We start from the raw sequence: 16,895 nt of genomic DNA, 5'->3' as shown, positions 1-16,895 counted from the left end.
GACACTTATTAAAAAAGCGGCGCCTAAAGCGCCCATACAAAAGTGTATCAATCATACAAAATCTCAATTATAATGCTTCACTATTGGTTGCTGATGACTTGTGTCAGCCGGTAGCGGCACAGAAAGTGCCTCAGGCTTGGGAGAAAGAGAAACCTTCTCCTGAAAGGGGGTTGGCATTCTCTCCAAAGTCAATGATAATACGTGCTCCATGGACCTTACTGGAGTAATTTCTATGTCATCTGTTACTTCCTTAGGAATGTCTATGAGGTCTCTAATGTTCTCCTCAGGAATGAGAACTCTTTTAATACCACCACGATGTGCAGCTAATAACTTTTCCTTTAACCCACCTATCTTCAGTACATTTCCACACAAAGTAACCTCACCTGTCATAGCAACATTGCACAACACTGGAATTTTCGATGCCGCAGAAATCATAGATACAACAACAGCTATCCCAGCAGACGGCCCATCTTTGGGAGTAGCTCCCTCTGGAAAGTGCACATGAAAATCATTTTTTTCAAAGAAACAATCTTCAATTCCCATTTGTCGAGCACGAGCACGCACCAAGGAACGGGCTGCCTCAACAGATTCCTTCATAACATCGCCCAAAGAACCCGTTCTAAGGATGTTGCCTTTACCGGGGTAAACTAGACACTCTATATTCAGTATGTCTCCGCCAAACTCTGTCCACGCCAAACCTGAAACTTGGCCGACTCGATTTTCCTTATTTACAACTCCGTATAAGTACTTCCTCGGGCCAAGATACTTTTCCAAGTTTCTTGGCATAATCAAAAATCTGCTACCCTTTTTCTCAAAGATAGAACGAGTAACTTTACGAAAAATCTTCGAAATACTACGGTCCAAACTTCTTACACCTGACTCTCTGGTATAGTAGCGAACAATGTCTTTCAGGGTAAGCTCAGATAAAGAAATCTCCTTATCAGTCAAGCCATTTCCCTTAAGCTGTTTAGGTATAAGATACTTCTTAGCTATATTGAGTTTTTCCCTCTCAGTATAGCTTGATAGCCGAACTACTTCCATACGATCCAGTAATGCCGAAGGAATATCCAAGGAGTTCGCTGTAGCAATAAAAATTACCTCAGATAGATCGTATCCAACTTCAATGTAATGATCCATAAAGGAAGAATTTTGTTCTGGATCAAGAACTTCTAAAAGAGCAGAAGACGGGTCGCCACGGTAATCCATGGCAATCTTGTCTATCTCGTCTAATAGAAAAACTGGATTACAAACACCTACTCTAGTCATGTTCTGGAGAATCTTACCTGGCATAGAACCTATATAAGTCCTCCTATGACCACGAATCTCTGCCTCATCTCGCACGCCACCCAATGCCATACGAACAAACTTACGGCGCATAGCACGAGCAATGGATTGAGCAAGAGATGTCTTACCTACACCAGGAGAACCAACGAAACAAAGAATAGGAGCTTTGGATTTACTCACCCGTTGATTCACTGCCAAATACTCAAGAACCCTCTCCTTTACCTTGTCCAAACCATAATGATCTTCATCTAAAATACTCTGAGCTAGAGATAAATCGGTGTTAGTAGAGCTTCGCTTCTTCCAAGGCAAACCAATTATGGCCTCAATGTAGTTCCTTACTACTGTTGCTTCAGCAGATATTGGGCTCATCAATCTCAATTTCTTAAGTTCAGATAGAGCCTTCTCAGAAGCTTCTTTAGACATCCTAGACGCGCGAATCTTTCTTTCCATTTCCTCGAAATCAACACCATCCTCTTCACCCAATTCCTTTTGAATGGCTTTAACTTGCTCGTTTAGGTAATACTCTCTTTGACTTTTCTCCATCTGACGTTTCACACGCCCACGAATACGCTTTTCAACCTGCAAGATATCAAGTTCTACTTCGAGTTGACTTAATAGGAAAGAAACACGTTCTCGAACATCATTAAGCTCCAATATCTTCTGCTTATTATCTATCTTTAAAGGCAAATGAACCGCAATGGAATCTGCTAAGCGCCCAATACAGGTCAAACTTGAAAGAGAAGACAACACTTCCGGAGGAATCTTTTTATTAAGCTTTACATACGCCTCAAATTGCTCCATCATCGCGCGGCGCATGGCTTCAACTTCAATAGGATCCACATCAGTCATTACTAATGACTCAACATCAGCCATGTAACAGCCATCTACCTCCTCCACGGATAAGACGCGCACACGGTGCGATCCCTCTACTAAAACCTTAACTGTGCCATCGGGAAGTTTGAGGGCCTGTAAGACATTAGCAACACAGCCAACATCATACAAATCTTCCACATGAGGATCATCCTTGTGCGCAAGTCTCTGTGCCACAAGCAGTATAGACCCAGAATCACGGGACATAACCACCTCTAAGGCTTTTATAGAGCGCAATCTTCCCACAAACAAAGGAATAACCATGTATGGTGAAACAACAACGTCACGTAATGGAAGCAACGGCAAAGACAACGGAGAAGAAACACCAGGGACACCAGAATCCCCTTGTTCCCCTACATTTATATTATTATCCTGCTCAAGGTCTTCTGACACATCTCCCTCTCTTTCAAAAAATACAGACAAAGGACAAAATCAACAGACGGGGGAAAGAAACACCTAGTTTACAGCCGTAGATTTCTTGGTATCGTCCTGACGGTAAACCAAAATCGGCGGAACAGAATCAACAACCTGAGATTTATCAACAACTACTCTCTCAACATTCTCCAAATCTGGCAAATCAAACATAACATCGAGCAAAATCCCCTCTAAGATGGATCTCAAGCCCCGGGCTCCTATCTTCAACAACTCAGCCTTAGAGGCAATAGCCTCCAAAGCGGACTCAGTTACCTCCAGCTCAACTCCCTCCAGGGAAAACAGCTTACCGTACTGCTTTACAAGGGCACTCCTAGGAACAGTTAAAATACGAACTAAGGCAGCCTTATCAAGGCTATCAAGTGTCACAAGCACAGGCAACCGACCAATAAACTCAGGGATAAGGCCAAATTTCACTAAATCCTGTGACTCAACCTTCTGTAAAACCTCAGATGCAGATGGACCAGTCCCTCCATCCTTACCCCTAACATTAGCCAAAAACCCTATACCAGCATGCTCAAGGCGCTCACTAATGGTTTTCTCTAGGCCCTCAAAAGAACCACCACATATAAAAAGAATATTAGTAGTATTTACGTGAATAAACTCCTGATTTGGGTGCTTTCTTCCACCGTGAGGGGGAACAGAAGCAACAGTACCTTCTATCAGCTTCAGTAGACCCTGCTGTACACCCTCACCGGACACATCACGGGTAATGGAAGGATTTTCAGAACGACGAGAAATCTTATCAATCTCATCCACATATATAATCCCCTGCCCTGCCTTCTCAACATTATAATCACACTTTTGTAAAAGCTTCTGGATAACATTTTCTACATCTTCCCCCACATAACCAGCCTCCGTAAGAGTAGTGGCATCGGCTATTGCAAAAGGCACATCCAAAATTCTGGCCAAGGTCTGAGCCAACAAAGTTTTACCGGATCCAGTAGGACCTATCAGGAGAATATTAGACTTAGCAATCTCAACATCCTCTGAATTGGATGATTGACGAAGTCGCTTGTAGTGGTTGTGCACAGCAACAGAAAGAACTCTCTTTGCTCTCTCTTGGCCAACAATATATAGATCTAAAAACTCCTTAATTTTTTTGGGAGTCGGTAACTTATTACCAGATAACGATCCGTCAACTTGCTCCCCAGTAGAATGCAAGTCATCACAAATAATACCACTGCAGAGAACAACACATTCGTCACATATGAATACAGACGGTCCTGCTATTAACTTCTTAACAGCATCCTGATCTTTCCCACAAAAAGAACAGCACATAGAGCGCTGATCAGATTTTTCTTTAGACATACAAAACCCCCTTTATGCTCCCTCTTCCTTTGTACGCTTTGAAAGGATCTTGTCGACTATCCCATAGGTCTTAGCTTCTTCTGCAGACATAAAAAAATCACGGTCAGTATCGCGCTCTATTACCGCTATAGACTGCTTGGTATGCTCTGACAATATACCATTCAAACGCTCCCGCAGATAAAGTATCTCCTTGGCATGAATCTCTATATCTGATGCTTGACCCTGAAAACCACCTAATGGCTGATGAATCATAACCCTGGCATTAGGCAAACAAATACGCTTGCCACTAGCGCCTGCAGCTAGTAAAAAAGCACCCATGCTAGCTGCCTGACCAGTACACAAAGTACTAACATCAGACTTTACAAACTGCATAGTGTCATAGATAGCCATACCCGCAGTTACACTACCGCCAGGAGAATTTATGTAAAGAAATATGTCCTTATCTGGATTTTCTGATTCCAAAAAAAGAAGCTGTGCCACAATCAAGTTAGCACTCATGTAGTCTATAGGGCCAACAAGGAACACAACTCTCTCTTTCAGTAAGCGTGAATATATATCGTACGCACGCTCACCTCGACCGGTCTGCTCTATGACCATAGGCACATAATTCAAATTCTTAATTTCATTGTCCTCAGAAAAAAAACTCATAAAGTCCTCAATAATAATTTTTCCTGTTATTACAAAGTGCCCGTTATAAGACACAACCGATATCTCGTACTAGATAAAGACTAGCAGAAAGAAACACTTTCAATACGTGCTCTATACTCTAAGTCTGGCTCAGCTGACGATTCAATTCTCAATAATTCTTCAAAATCAAAAACATGCTTAGAAGTTTGACAACGCTCAATTAACCAAAAAATAATCTTCTTCATAAGTAGTGATGTACGTACCAAACTAGTGAGTAAATCCAACTTTCTAGAGTCCTTAAACAAATTCTGTGAAGGATTAAACTTCATCTCCTCAAGCATCGCAGCTTTAAGCTCCTCTCCAGAAACAGTAAAATTAGCACTCCTAGTTAACAAAACGGTCAAGACTTCTCTAAAACCTAAGTAATCTACAAAAACAGGATCCAAGAAGTCGTCCTTAGCTTTTTGTAGATTAGAAACAGCTCCCAAACGTCGTGCAGCAAAATGATTGCGCTGCAAATATGCCATGTAATTCTTTGATATATCTTCCTTTATTGATTTTGGTATGACGATTTTTATCTTCTCCATGAGCCCGCAAAAAAACGACATCTCTGTCCACTGCGCCAACATCTTCTCAGCGTGAAAAGACAGCAAACTAAAAATCTCCTCCCGCATGTTTTCCTCACCTTCTTCCTCCGGTAAGCCTAAGCGATCCAAAAAGCACCGATCAACATCTGGAACACTTAGCTTCTTAACTGCATCTACCAAAACCTCAAGCCTAGCATCTACACCAGCTGGAACTCCTTGCCAAGAAACAGGAGGAACCCAATTCAAATGGAGCTTGTCACCAACTTCAGAACCAAGCAAACTAGATTGTAAAGATTCACTAGGATCATCTAGAGAAACCATCACTGATAACGGACGCTGAACAATCTCACCAGACTCCTTTTCAGAAAAATAAACATCCCCTTTTATAAAAACACAATCTCCAGAAGTAGCAGGACCATCCTTATCAACCAAATCAGCCATACCCTTCCTAAGACGAGTAATAGCAGTATCCACATCTCCAGGTTGAACCTCACAAGAGTAAATAGTAGCCTTGATATCCTGCCAATCTTCAAAGTCCAAATCTGGAAAAATCTCAATCTCGACCTTAAATACCCAACCCTCACCCTCTTTATGGGTAAATAAATCAGCTGATATAAGCTTGCACATTAGCCACGATTCATCATTAATCTTCTGGCGCAACTTCATGTTTAGAGAAGTTCTAATAACCTCATGTAAAACAGAATCCCGGTGCCTATTGGAAATCATCTTAAGAGGGACCTTGCCAGGCCGAAAACCAGGCCATTTAGCAGTTTTAGCTATTTTCCTTAATTCCTCTTCTACAGACGAAAAAACACTGTCCTCATCAACAAATAGTTCAAAAGAACGATATAGAGGTGAATCAAGATCAGCTTGATTATCGACTTCATTCGACACACCATCACTACTCTGAAGAACAAGACTCACAGCACACCCCTTACCTAAAACACAGTGACTAAACCACCTTCTTGTGGAGCAAGTGGTGCGAAGGAAGGGACTCGAACCCTCATACCGCAAGGCGCTGAAACCTAAATCCAGTGCGTCTACCAATTCCGCCACCTTCGCTCTTGCCTATATTAAATTTTTCTAAAAAGGCAAAACAAACCTAAATTATTCGAAACTAAAACACCACAAAAGAAATCATAAAAACTAACGATTCTACTAAAAAAAACAACCTTATAAATTCAAGTGGCCCAAAAATCTAACAACAAGTTTCTGATAAACTTACAAATCCCACCATAATCAAGAGAACATAATGAAAGTACCAATCATATGTCTCGGAGCATCACTAACAACACCCGGATCAGATTTTTACTACGCATTCAGACACATAAAAAACAGTAAATTACAATACCTCCAAACATTCTGCGAACTTATCCAAGAATGGGACAAAACCGCACTAACATCACAGAGCGAAACTGCCAGCTACCACAAACTACTGTGGTGGAAAACTGAAATTGAACGCTTCTCTAAGCATAAATCCCAACACCCTCTAACCCAACGCTTGCAAGAAAGCGAACTAAGTTACCTCATACACGTTGAGTATTTAGAGGAAATTATAGATGGATTTGTCACGATTCTACCCAGAAAAACTACCACAGTCGATACATCCACCCTACTACACCAAAAACTAGGAGGATACCTGTTCACAATAATAGCCGAATTACTAGGCAATAAGAGCCATTTTGAACTACGAGAGGCAAACACTCAAGGAATCTTGTGTCAAAGGATCCATTGTATTCGCTATTACGGATATTGGATTAAACAAAATATCCTACCTATATCGCTAGAAAGATGTAATAAATTTAGCATTCCCTTAGATGTTGTTTTCAACCCAACACTAGATAGAGGAAAATGGCAAAAATTTATAAAACACGAAATAGACGACATCCTGGAACACAAGAAACTTTCACCCAAGAGAAAACACCTAGCTACGTCCAAGAATTTGTCTCCGATAATAATTTCAGGTGAAATAAGCATTTTATTTCTAAAAAAAATAAGAAAGAATGTAGAAATAATTAACCAATACCCTGTAAGCATTACACCAATAAGATCACTAATACTATCCTTGAAACAATCTTGGTAACCACAGTACCAGTCTATTCGGTTACCAAACAATATATTTAAATATTTAGGTAGAAATATTAAGTACAAATATTAGGTTGTTCTATTAGGTCTATGTCCTAATAGTTATCTAGGCGGTAGAATTAGTAAATTCATAATACGCAACACGCGATGAGCTATGAGATGTGATAGGGTACTTACGTAGGCTTAGTCCTCATATAAATATTCTGTCCATCTGTATAGAATCTAGGATGAACATATAGAATCTGGGATGAACGTTTACTACGTGTAGGTATGTTGTTGTTTGGTATTGCATACTGATTGTAGAGTTGTGAAAGGCGGGGTGATTATGCAACAAGAACAAATACTAAGCAACATGACATCCAAAAAAAAGATTGAGCTAGGTTGCTCTCATGTCCCTAGCATGGGACGCGTGTCGGTTTATTCTAGGACAAATTCATATTCTGGCCGCAATCACTCTCTTGAGGAAGTACCTCATCGCATAGAGGCGGATGCAAATGGAGCATTGCTAGAAATTTTTCATCGTCAGTTTTCTAAGATTCTCATGGATATAGTTCAATCAACTTTGCGGATACAGAAAAATCGCCGCTGCTTGTTATCTGATTGCTCGCTCATAAAGAAAAGCTTAACGGATCTAGAGAGCTGCTGTAGGTCCACTTTCTCTAAGAGCATTCTCTCTGAAACGGAGTGTTCGTTTGAAATATTGTACTGTTTATCCAGCAACATGCTATCACATCTTAAAACACATGTGTTCAGGATAGCAACTAAGGAAAGGAGCATTGGCATTCTTGGAGAGTACAAGTGTCTTTTTACGTTAAGCTCACATCAAAAATGGATAGATTCCCTGCTCAACGCTTTTCACAAAATGGAGGTGGAATCCTTACTCATAGATAACAGAAAACACGCCAATGCAAAAAACGAGAAATCGATACCTGAGTATTGCAAAACCTTCCTGCAATGGTTTACAGGAAAAATCAACAGTGGTCCTACGTGGCCCATGAAGGAAGATGATATAAAGAAGGAATATAGCATAATAGAAAGCCACATCCCTTCTCAGGTATATAGTGACCAGATGATACATGCCGATCTGGTAGAGGAGTTTAGAAATCTACTATTCCGCGCACGTGACAAAGAGACATCACATTTGGTATCTGACTTCCACAGTACTGCTTTCTCCAAGGGCAGAATGATTCTAATTCAAATTATTACGAATGTAGACACGCTTCCTGCAAAGAAGAAGAATATAGCTTTAGTATGCCAAAAAATGTCCCTAGCACTATATGAATGTCTTGATAAGCATAATATAGATGTACCTAAATATCTCACCTAAAAACACCGACAAGCTTATCCGTATGGCATAATTTTTTTCCTCGTTGTAGAAAAATGTAGTCTTTTTTCTTCCAGAAAAGTTAGCATTATGATAAACAGGTAATGTACATTACACACATGATGTTACCTACTAGTATTGTAGTAATGGGGGAAGACTATGAAGTATTCTCATATCAATGAAAGAGAGCGATTCATGATATATGAGCTAAGCCAAAAAGGTTTCTCTATAACAGAAGTCGCTCATTTATTAAACAGAAGCATATCAACAATAAGCAGAGAAATTAAGAGAAATAAGGGCCAGCGTGGTTACAGGCCCAGACAAGCACAGGAAAAAGCACGCCAACGTTCAAAAATTAGCTGTTCCAACGGTAGACGTGTCAGCCCTCAAGCTTGGGAATTTGCTCAGGTAAAATTAAAACAGGGATGGAGCCCAGAAAAAATAGCAACCCACCTAAAAGAGCACGGTAAGTTCCGTATAAGTCATGAAACCATATACAAGCGTGTATATGAAGACAAACGCAAAGGGGGAACGCTCTGGTCTCACTTACCTAGCAACCAAAAATGAACATGAAATACTCAGGCAAATAACTTGGCAACGTTGTAGTTACCATCTGTTAACAAATGCGGGTACAACAATGGTGCACACTGATAAGTGTAGTGCCATTGCACGACGACTATAGCCATAAGAATCCGGTTGCTAGCCGCAGGGATTTGGATTCAATAATACGGCAGTGGTAACTATTACGTGGAATTTAGCAAGAGGTATGTCTTTACGGACATGCCTTGCAGCAAGAGTTTTTTGTGTTTATGCCAAAATAAAAACACTACTCTTGTAGCCATAAAAAAGCAAACTAACACAAAACATAGTTACTAATTTCATATAGTTGTAAAAATATAAATAATTTCTCAACAATACCAATAGCTACCATTTAGGTAGTACGTAAGATAGCAGCAAGAGATGCTTTCCTAAGTATTGCGGCCCTTGATAAAAAAACATTCTTATGTCAAGGTGGTGGGTGGGTAGCTGTCTCTATCCATAATGAAAGCTAATATCCCGATAGCATTTGAGTAGTAAACGTACCTACCCCAAAAGATAAGCTGTATTGTTATAATACGGGCTAGCAGTAGTCGCCGTAGCTAATTTTGCGCCGTGCCCGTAGCACACCTAAGGTAAAAGTTGCTATTAAGAATTAACTTTTTAAAAGTAATAAATTTCATAGGAGAATGCATGATTTATTCGCCGGCAAAAACTAAGTTTGCATATCGTATACCTGTTATTTGTTCACCTATGTTTATAGTATCTAACTATAAAACAGTAATTAAACAATGCCTATCTGGTGTAATAGGAACTTTCCCCTCGCTTAATGCGCGTCCTGAGGAACAATTAACTGAGTGGTGCAGCAAAATTGAGGAAGCTTGCACAGAGCAAAAGCAAAAAAACCCGGATTCCATAGTTTCACCTTACGGAGTTAATTTAATTCTTGATCCTTCCAATAAGCGTTTAGAACATGATTTAAAGGTAATTGCAAAACACAAGGTTCCGCTAGTAATAACTAGCCTCAGAGCACCAAAGGAAGTATTACCTGAAGTTCACAGCTGGGGAGGACTAGTTTTTCACGATGCCATATCAAAGAGGCATGCCGAAAAAGCTGCTGAAGCGGGTGCAGATGGAATTATTTTGGTATGTTCTGGTGCTGGTGGACACTCAGGGTCTTTGAATCCTTTCGCATTTATAGCAGAAACAAGACAGTGGTATAAAGGAATAATCGTATTGGCTGGTGGAATATCTTCTGGTATAGATGTTTTATCAGCCAGGATAATGGGTGCTGATTTTGCCTACATGGGAACCAGATTCATAGCAACACAAGACACTCTGGTACCGCAGGAATATAAAGATCAAATAGTATCATCAGGAACATCAGGTATAGTAATGAGCTCGTACTTTACAGGTATCCCAGCAAATTACCTTAAAAAATCAATCGAACTTGCTGGATTAGACCCAAGCAATATGCCAAAAAATTCGAAAGAGTTTGGTTTTAGTGATGTTGCGGAAAAACACGCTGATGGGGACAAGAAGGCATGGAAGGATGTATGGAGTGCTGGACACGGAGCTGCAGCAATTACTGATATTCCAAAGATAGATGATCTTGTTGATCGTTTATGTAAGCAGTATGAGGATGCTAAAGCAATGCTTGCTGGGTTATGAAAATTTATATCTTGTAAGGACTGGTCTGTGAAACGATTTCCTATAACAAAACGTGGCGCTGAAGAACTAGAAAAGGAGTTGTATAGGCTAAAATATGTTGAAAGGCCTAGCGTTATATTGGCTCTTCAGGAGGCCAGGGCACATGGTGATCTGTCAGAAAATGCTGAATATGAAGCAGCAAAAGAGCGTCAAGGATTTGTTGAGGGGCGTATTCAAGAAATTATGCTTAAGCTTTCCATGGCTGAAGTTATAGACCCTTCAGCAATAAAGTGTGAAGAATGCGTCTTTGGGTCCACGGTAACTCTGCTAGATCTAGACACAGAGGAAAAGGTGCAGTATCAAATCGTAGGAGAAGATGAAGCTGATCTAAAAAATGGCAAGATATCAATAAACTCGCCATTAGCTCGTGCTCTTATAGGAAAGCATGTAGGCAGCACAGCCGAAGTAGAAGCACCTGCCGGAATAAGAAGCTACGACATACTTGCGATAGAGTATATTTAGATTAGCACATGTGTATTGACTGCATGCTGTATACATCTATCACAGATGATGCTAGGAGGCTTTGACATGCCGCTGCAGCGCTTTCTATAGTGGTATAAACAACAACTGATTTGGATACTGCAGTGGTTCGTATAGAGCGTGAGTCCACGATGGATGACACCCTCTCATCTACTGTATTCAAAATAAAATCAATCTCACCATTTTTTATCATATCCACAATGTGTGGGTGGCCCTCTTTAACCTTATTTACTTTTTTACTTGGTATATCTGCGTCCCTCAAGGCTTCGGCCGTGCCAGAAGTAGCAACCAAATGAAACCCTATTTCTCTTAATGCCGCAGCAATATGAACTGCCTGTGTCTTATCTGAGTCTTTAACACTAAGAAAAGCAACACCAGAAGATGGCAACTCCTTCCCACTAGCCAACTGTGACTTAACAAAAGCCTCAGAAAAACTAGTACCAACACCCATCACTTCCCCGGTAGAACGCATCTCTGGTCCTAGGATAGTGTCTACTCCCAAAAGCTTAGCGAACGGAAAAACCACCTCCTTAACAAAATAATAGCCATGTGGCAAGGACACATCGCAATCCAAGCCCTGCTCAACAAGAGAAACACCAGCCATACATAGTGCAGCAATCCTAGACAAAGAACAATTAGCAGCGCGTGATACAAAGGGAACTGTACGAGAAGCGCGAGGATTAACTTCAAGCACATAAACATCACCATTTTGTATAGCAAACTGCACATTCACTAAGCCAACAATATTGAAAGCCTTAGCTAACAATATAGTCTGACGTTTCAACTCCAGCAGCAATTCATCAGACAATGAATTGGTTGGCATGACACACGATGAATCACCTGAGTGGATACCAGCTTCCTCTATGTGCTCCATGATACCGCCAATAATGACGTCTCTACCATCAGACACTGCATCAACATCAACCTCTATGGCATGATTCAAAAAACGATCAAGCAAAATAGGTGAGTCTTTAGCAACTACTACGGCTTCATCCATGTAGCGCAGCAAATCCTCAGAACGATGAACTATCTCCATGGCACGACCACCCAAAACATAAGAAGGTCTAACGACCAAAGGATATCCAACCTCATCTGCCAAATATATAGCTTCCTCTGCTGTTCTAGCAATACGATTTTCTGGTTGGCGCAACCCCAATGAAGAAAGCATAAAACCTGACCTCTGCCTATCTTCAGCACAATCTATCATGTCTGGTGACGTGCCCCAGATAGGAACACCATTTGCCTCCAGCAAACAGGCTAGGTTAAGCGGTGTTTGTCCTCCAAACTGGACTATGACACCCAGTGGTTTTTCTACGCGTACAACCTCCAATATATCTTCTAGGGTTAGTGGTTCAAAATACAGGCAATCAGAAACATCACTATCAGTGGAAACGGTTTCGGGATTGCAATTTAGCATTATGGTCTTATATCCGTGATCGCGAAGAGAGCCTGCAGCGCACACACAACAATAGTCAAACTCGAGCCCTTGTCCAATACGATTAGGACCTCCACCCAAAATCAATACCCTATTGTCATTATCATCTGGGATATATTCTTCATATCTTTGGTATGTTGAGTATAGGTAAAGAGTACTTGAAGGAAACTCGGCAGCACAACTGTCCACCTGTTTGAATACTGGATGGATATTATATTTGAAGCGTCGTTCACGAAACTCCTGTTCAGAACAACCAATTAGGGTAGATATACGAAGATCAGAAAAACCCCGCTGTTTTAAAAACAAAATATCTTCGGCCCCAAAATCGTCAAGGCGTAGATTTTTCGTCACTGACTCTATACGCACTAACTCTTCTATGCGAGATAGGAACCAATGGTCAATACGTGTCAGGCGGAATACTTCCTCTAATGGCACCTTGGCACGCAATGCATCAGCAACATACAGTACTCGTAGAGGACCTGTCTCCACTAGTTCGCGCATCAAAACTTCTAAATCCCTCGTTCTTTCTTCAAATCCATCTACCCCCCTCTCAAGACTACGAAGAGCCTTTTGAAATGATTCTTCAAAGGTAGAGCCAATAGCCATAACTTCACCAACGGATTTCATTTGTGTAGTTAGGCGATCGCTGGCTAATGGAAATTTCTCGAAGGAAAAACGTGGAATCTTTATTACTACATAATCTATGGAAGGCTCAAAGGAAGATGGTATATTTACGCCAAGAACATTATTAGACAGCTCATCAAGGGTGTATCCAACCGCCAACAAAGCGGCAATTTTCGCTATGGGAAAACCGGTTGCCTTAGAAGCGAGAGCAGAAGAACGAGATACGCGCGGATTCATCTCTATAACAACCATTCTCCCATCTTGTGGATTAACGGCAAACTGAACGTTAGAACCACCGGTATCTACACCAACTTCCCTCAAAACGGCTATAGCAAACCTCCTCATGCGCTGGTATTCGCTATCTGTAAGTGTTTGAGCTGGCGTAATAGTCATAGAATCACCAGTATGGATGCCCATTGGATCTATGTTCTCTATGGCACACACAACAATGCAATTATCTTTGCAGTCACGGACAACCTCTAACTCAAACTCTTTCCATCCAAGCAATGACTCTTCGATGAGCAATTGATGAACTGGGCTAACAGAGAACCCCAACTCACTTATAGATAGAAACTCCTCAGCATTATAGGCAATTCCGCCTCCAGACCCACCTAGAGTAAAAGATGGTCTAATAACAACAGGAAAACCTATTTCACTTTGTATGGCTAGCGCTTCATCCATATTATGTGCCATACCTGATCTAGCTGATTCGAGTCCAATGCGCTCCATACAAGACTTGAACATTTGACGATCCTCTGCCTTCTCAATAGCATCGAGGCGAGCGCCAATGATTTCTACACCATAATTATCAAGACAACCGCTTTTTGCCAATAGCACAGCACAATTCAAGGCTGTTTGGCCCCCCATAGTAGGTAATATGGCATCAGGACGTTCTTTTTGTATAATCTTCTCGATAACAGAAGGAACCAGGGGCTCGATGTACGTCACATCGGCTACTCCGCTATCGGTCATGGTAGTTGCTGGATTAGAATTTGCCAAAATTATGCGATATCCCTCTTTTCTGAGAGATTTGCATGCCTGAACCCCGGAGTAATCAAATTCACAAGCTTGACCAATAATAATTGGACCAGCACCTATAATTAGAATTGACTTAATATCATTCCTACGAGGCATAAGTAGATTTCCATCCTCTAAATTTGGCCATTAGGGCTACAAAGTTACTGAAAAAGTGACACAAATCGCGAGGACCACCACCGCCCTCAGGATGGCCTTGAAACGACATACCCCAAAAATTGCTGTATGACAGCCCTTGAATGGACTGATCAAAAAGTGAGCGGTAGGTAACCTGACAACACTGCGATTTAGAAATGGACTCTTCATCCACAACAAAGCAGTGGTTCTGAGCAGTAACAAAAACCCTGCCATCTGAAACATCCTTAACAGGATGATTAACGCCGTGATGACCAAAGCACATTTTGCTAACCTTAAGGCCATTAGCAATTGCCAATATTTGGTGACCCAAGCATATACCTAACAAAGGCATACGAGCTATGATTAATTTTTTAACCAGATTTATAACTTCCAAACATGCAGAAGGATCACCAGGGCCATTAGATAAAACAACGCCATCTGGATTATATGAAAAAATCTTTTCTTCCGAAGTAGATGCAGGAAGGACAATGACATCACAACCACTGTACGCTAAGGAGTTCAGTATGCTCCTCTTCACGCCTAGATCTAAAACAACGACGCGATAATCACTAGGGCGTCCCTTTGCCTGACAATCTGGATGATAATTCCAATGAACTGGATGCGAGCACGTAACTAAACTAGATAAATCTACACCGACTAAACTGCCAAATTCTTTAGCCATCAACAAGCACTCATCAATTTTTTCAGTAAGATGAGCATCTTGTCCTGAATAGATGCAACCAGGTCTAGAACCTCCGTTACGCAACAATATGGTAAGAGCCCTAGTGTCTACTGACTCAATCCCAACTATGCCATTGTCTAGCAAAAACTGTGAAAGAGAGCAAGTAATTTGCCAATTAGACGGATACTTAACGAGATCTTTGACTATAATTCCAGATAGATGTACTCGATCAGATTCATAATCCCATAAATTAACACCGGTGCTACCAACATGTGGGCTAGTAAAAACTACCATTTGCCGACAGTATGACGGATCAGTGAGTATTTCTTGGTATCCTGTCATAGAGGTATTAAATACAACTTCCCCAACGGATGATCCAGAACAACCACAGGAGTAGCCCAAAAAATACTCTCCAGTAGATAGAACTAAGACAGCTGGTAGTCTATGCTCAAAATGCCCCACTTATTACTTCCTCCTCACAAGAAGATCTAGATAGTTCCAAAGCATCATGCAAAACATCCAAAGCACGATTTAGATCTGTACTTGGTAGAAGAAAACTCATCTGCGTTTCGGTCATTAAGAGTATGTCTGCTGTAATCTCGTGCTGCAATAGTACAGACAAAACCAACTGATGAGTTTCAACATGGGAAACCAGGTCACAACCTATAACTGACAACCTAGACCAATGATGTTCTACATCCACACTAAAACATGCACCTTTCAAAATTTTGTCTACCGCAATTGACACCAATGGAGATTCTGATCTATTAATTAGGAAAAACATGCTAATGGATGAGGCGCGTCTGTTCTGAACTATTGCATGAAAAGAAATTGCTCTGGATGAAAGGTGCCGCAAAAATTGCGTAAAACTAGCTTCCGCTGCCGGTGTAAACTGAAAATTCCACTTGGATTGGTGATCGAAACATGAAATTCCCACAACCCACTGCTTAGGATTACTCTTACTGGTTGGATAGATACTTGTTCCAGAAAAATCCCTGGGAAAACTACTGGACAACACTCGCAAATTTACTTTATTCCGCTCAGCACACGAGGCGGCGCGCAACTGGACAACTCTAGCACCAGACTCAGCCATGCCTACAACTTCCCTAATTCCCATGTAGTGAATCAACTGTGCAGAAGATACAACATGCGGATTAGCCGTAAAAACTCCATCCACATCTTTAAAGATTTGACATTCATCAGCACCCAAGGTAGCAGCCAGGGCAACGGCGCTCAAATCAGATCCACCGCGACCCAAGGTAACAACATCACCAACATCGTTAACTGCCTGGAATCCAGCTAAGACAATTATTTCACCGGAAGACATTTTATGTTTGATTAATCCCAGATCAATAGAACCTAACTGGGCATTTAGGTGGTGACCTCGCCCCCTAACGCCCAACTGAGAAGCTGAGTAACTACGTGCATCCAGACCGATCTCGCGCAAAGCGCCGGAAAGAAGAGCAGCTGACATTATCTCACCGCAAGACAGGAGGGCAGCCAGTTCACGTGGATCTGGATCACATGAGAATTGACGTGCCATGTTAAGAAAGCGCTTCGTCTCTCCAGCCATAGCAGATACAACCACAAGCACGGAATGACCATCGGCAACGGTACCCGCAATATGAGCAGCCACATCCTTGATGCACTGACATGACGCCAAAGAAGCACCACCGTACTTTTGAACCAATAGGGACACAAAGACCTCAATACACTAAGAAGCGCACGACGGTATTGTATCGCGAATATCAGCAG

The 16,895-nt window shown here is 41.3% G+C and carries 12 protein-coding genes and 1 tRNA gene; 5 read left to right on the top strand and 8 right to left on the bottom strand.

What is annotated here, in order from left to right:
- Window positions 1-63: 63 nt before the first annotated feature.
- The 5 genes from lon to A6733_RS07380 all read right to left on the bottom strand — a co-directional run bounded on the left by lon (window position 64) and on the right by A6733_RS07380 (window position 6,173).
- On the bottom strand, window positions 64-2,466 hold the full coding sequence (gene lon / locus A6733_RS07400) for an endopeptidase La (RefSeq protein ID WP_092400778.1): 2,403 nt from the start codon (window positions 2,464-2,466) through the stop codon (window positions 64-66).
- Between the two features lie 144 nt (window positions 2,467-2,610).
- On the bottom strand, window positions 2,611-3,897 hold the full coding sequence (gene clpX / locus A6733_RS07395; protein ID WP_092400734.1) for an ATP-dependent Clp protease ATP-binding subunit ClpX: 1,287 nt from the start codon (window positions 3,895-3,897) through the stop codon (window positions 2,611-2,613).
- Window positions 3,898-3,909: 12 nt separating this feature from the next.
- The gene (gene clpP / locus A6733_RS07390) at window positions 3,910-4,545 is read right to left on the bottom strand and encodes an ATP-dependent Clp endopeptidase proteolytic subunit ClpP (protein ID WP_092400781.1); all 636 of its coding nucleotides are present in this window, start codon (window positions 4,543-4,545) and stop codon (window positions 3,910-3,912) included.
- An 80-nt stretch (window positions 4,546-4,625) separates the two neighbouring features.
- Window positions 4,626-6,035 (bottom strand): trigger factor, encoded by a 1,410-nt coding sequence (locus A6733_RS07385; protein WP_175330512.1) that lies wholly within the window; start codon window positions 6,033-6,035, stop codon window positions 4,626-4,628.
- Between the two features lie 53 nt (window positions 6,036-6,088).
- A tRNA-Leu gene (locus tag A6733_RS07380) sits at window positions 6,089-6,173 on the bottom strand.
- Window positions 6,174-6,363: 190 nt separating this feature from the next.
- Here A6733_RS07380 and A6733_RS09890 point away from each other — a divergent pair.
- From A6733_RS09890 to greA, 5 genes are all read left to right on the top strand, one after another.
- Window positions 6,364-7,194: a squalene/phytoene synthase family protein gene (locus A6733_RS09890; protein ID WP_092400741.1), complete on the top strand. Its 831-nt coding sequence runs from the start codon at window positions 6,364-6,366 to the stop codon at window positions 7,192-7,194.
- A gap of 309 nt (window positions 7,195-7,503) precedes the next feature.
- Window positions 7,504-8,523, top strand: a complete 1,020-nt coding sequence (locus A6733_RS07370) for a hypothetical protein (protein WP_141663012.1) — start codon at window positions 7,504-7,506, stop codon at window positions 8,521-8,523.
- 156 nt (window positions 8,524-8,679) lie between these two features.
- Window positions 8,680-9,087 (top strand): helix-turn-helix domain-containing protein, encoded by a 408-nt coding sequence (locus tag A6733_RS07365; protein ID WP_092411193.1) that lies wholly within the window; start codon window positions 8,680-8,682, stop codon window positions 9,085-9,087.
- A gap of 663 nt (window positions 9,088-9,750) precedes the next feature.
- Window positions 9,751-10,728 carry an NAD(P)H-dependent flavin oxidoreductase gene (locus A6733_RS07360; protein ID WP_092411194.1) on the top strand — a complete coding sequence of 326 codons (978 nt, stop codon included), beginning with the start codon at window positions 9,751-9,753 and terminating at the stop codon, window positions 10,726-10,728.
- A 27-nt stretch (window positions 10,729-10,755) separates the two neighbouring features.
- The gene (gene greA, locus A6733_RS09100; protein ID WP_092400750.1) at window positions 10,756-11,229 is read left to right on the top strand and encodes a transcription elongation factor GreA; all 474 of its coding nucleotides are present in this window, start codon (window positions 10,756-10,758) and stop codon (window positions 11,227-11,229) included.
- A gap of 1 nt (window position 11,230) precedes the next feature.
- Here greA and carB read toward each other — a convergent pair whose 3' ends face one another.
- From carB to A6733_RS07345, 3 genes are read right to left on the bottom strand one after another with little or no spacing between them, the layout of a single operon-like run.
- Window positions 11,231-14,440 (bottom strand): carbamoyl-phosphate synthase large subunit, encoded by a 3,210-nt coding sequence (gene carB, locus A6733_RS07355; RefSeq protein ID WP_092400755.1) that lies wholly within the window; start codon window positions 14,438-14,440, stop codon window positions 11,231-11,233.
- The gene (gene carA / locus A6733_RS07350) at window positions 14,430-15,602 is read right to left on the bottom strand and encodes a glutamine-hydrolyzing carbamoyl-phosphate synthase small subunit (RefSeq protein WP_092400757.1); all 1,173 of its coding nucleotides are present in this window, start codon (window positions 15,600-15,602) and stop codon (window positions 14,430-14,432) included. The genes carB and carA overlap by 11 nt, the downstream gene beginning before the upstream one ends.
- Window positions 15,589-16,839 carry an aspartate kinase gene (locus tag A6733_RS07345; protein ID WP_175330601.1) on the bottom strand — a complete coding sequence of 417 codons (1,251 nt, stop codon included), beginning with the start codon at window positions 16,837-16,839 and terminating at the stop codon, window positions 15,589-15,591. Before A6733_RS07345 ends, carA begins: the two co-directional genes overlap by 14 nt.
- Window positions 16,840-16,895 lie beyond the last annotated feature (56 nt).

The sequence above is a fragment of the Candidatus Ichthyocystis sparus genome, from assembly GCF_900078745.1.
Taxonomy (GTDB): domain Bacteria; phylum Pseudomonadota; class Gammaproteobacteria; order Burkholderiales; family 2013Ark19i; genus Ichthyocystis; species Ichthyocystis sparus.
This window is presented reverse-complemented; position numbering and strand designations above follow the sequence as displayed.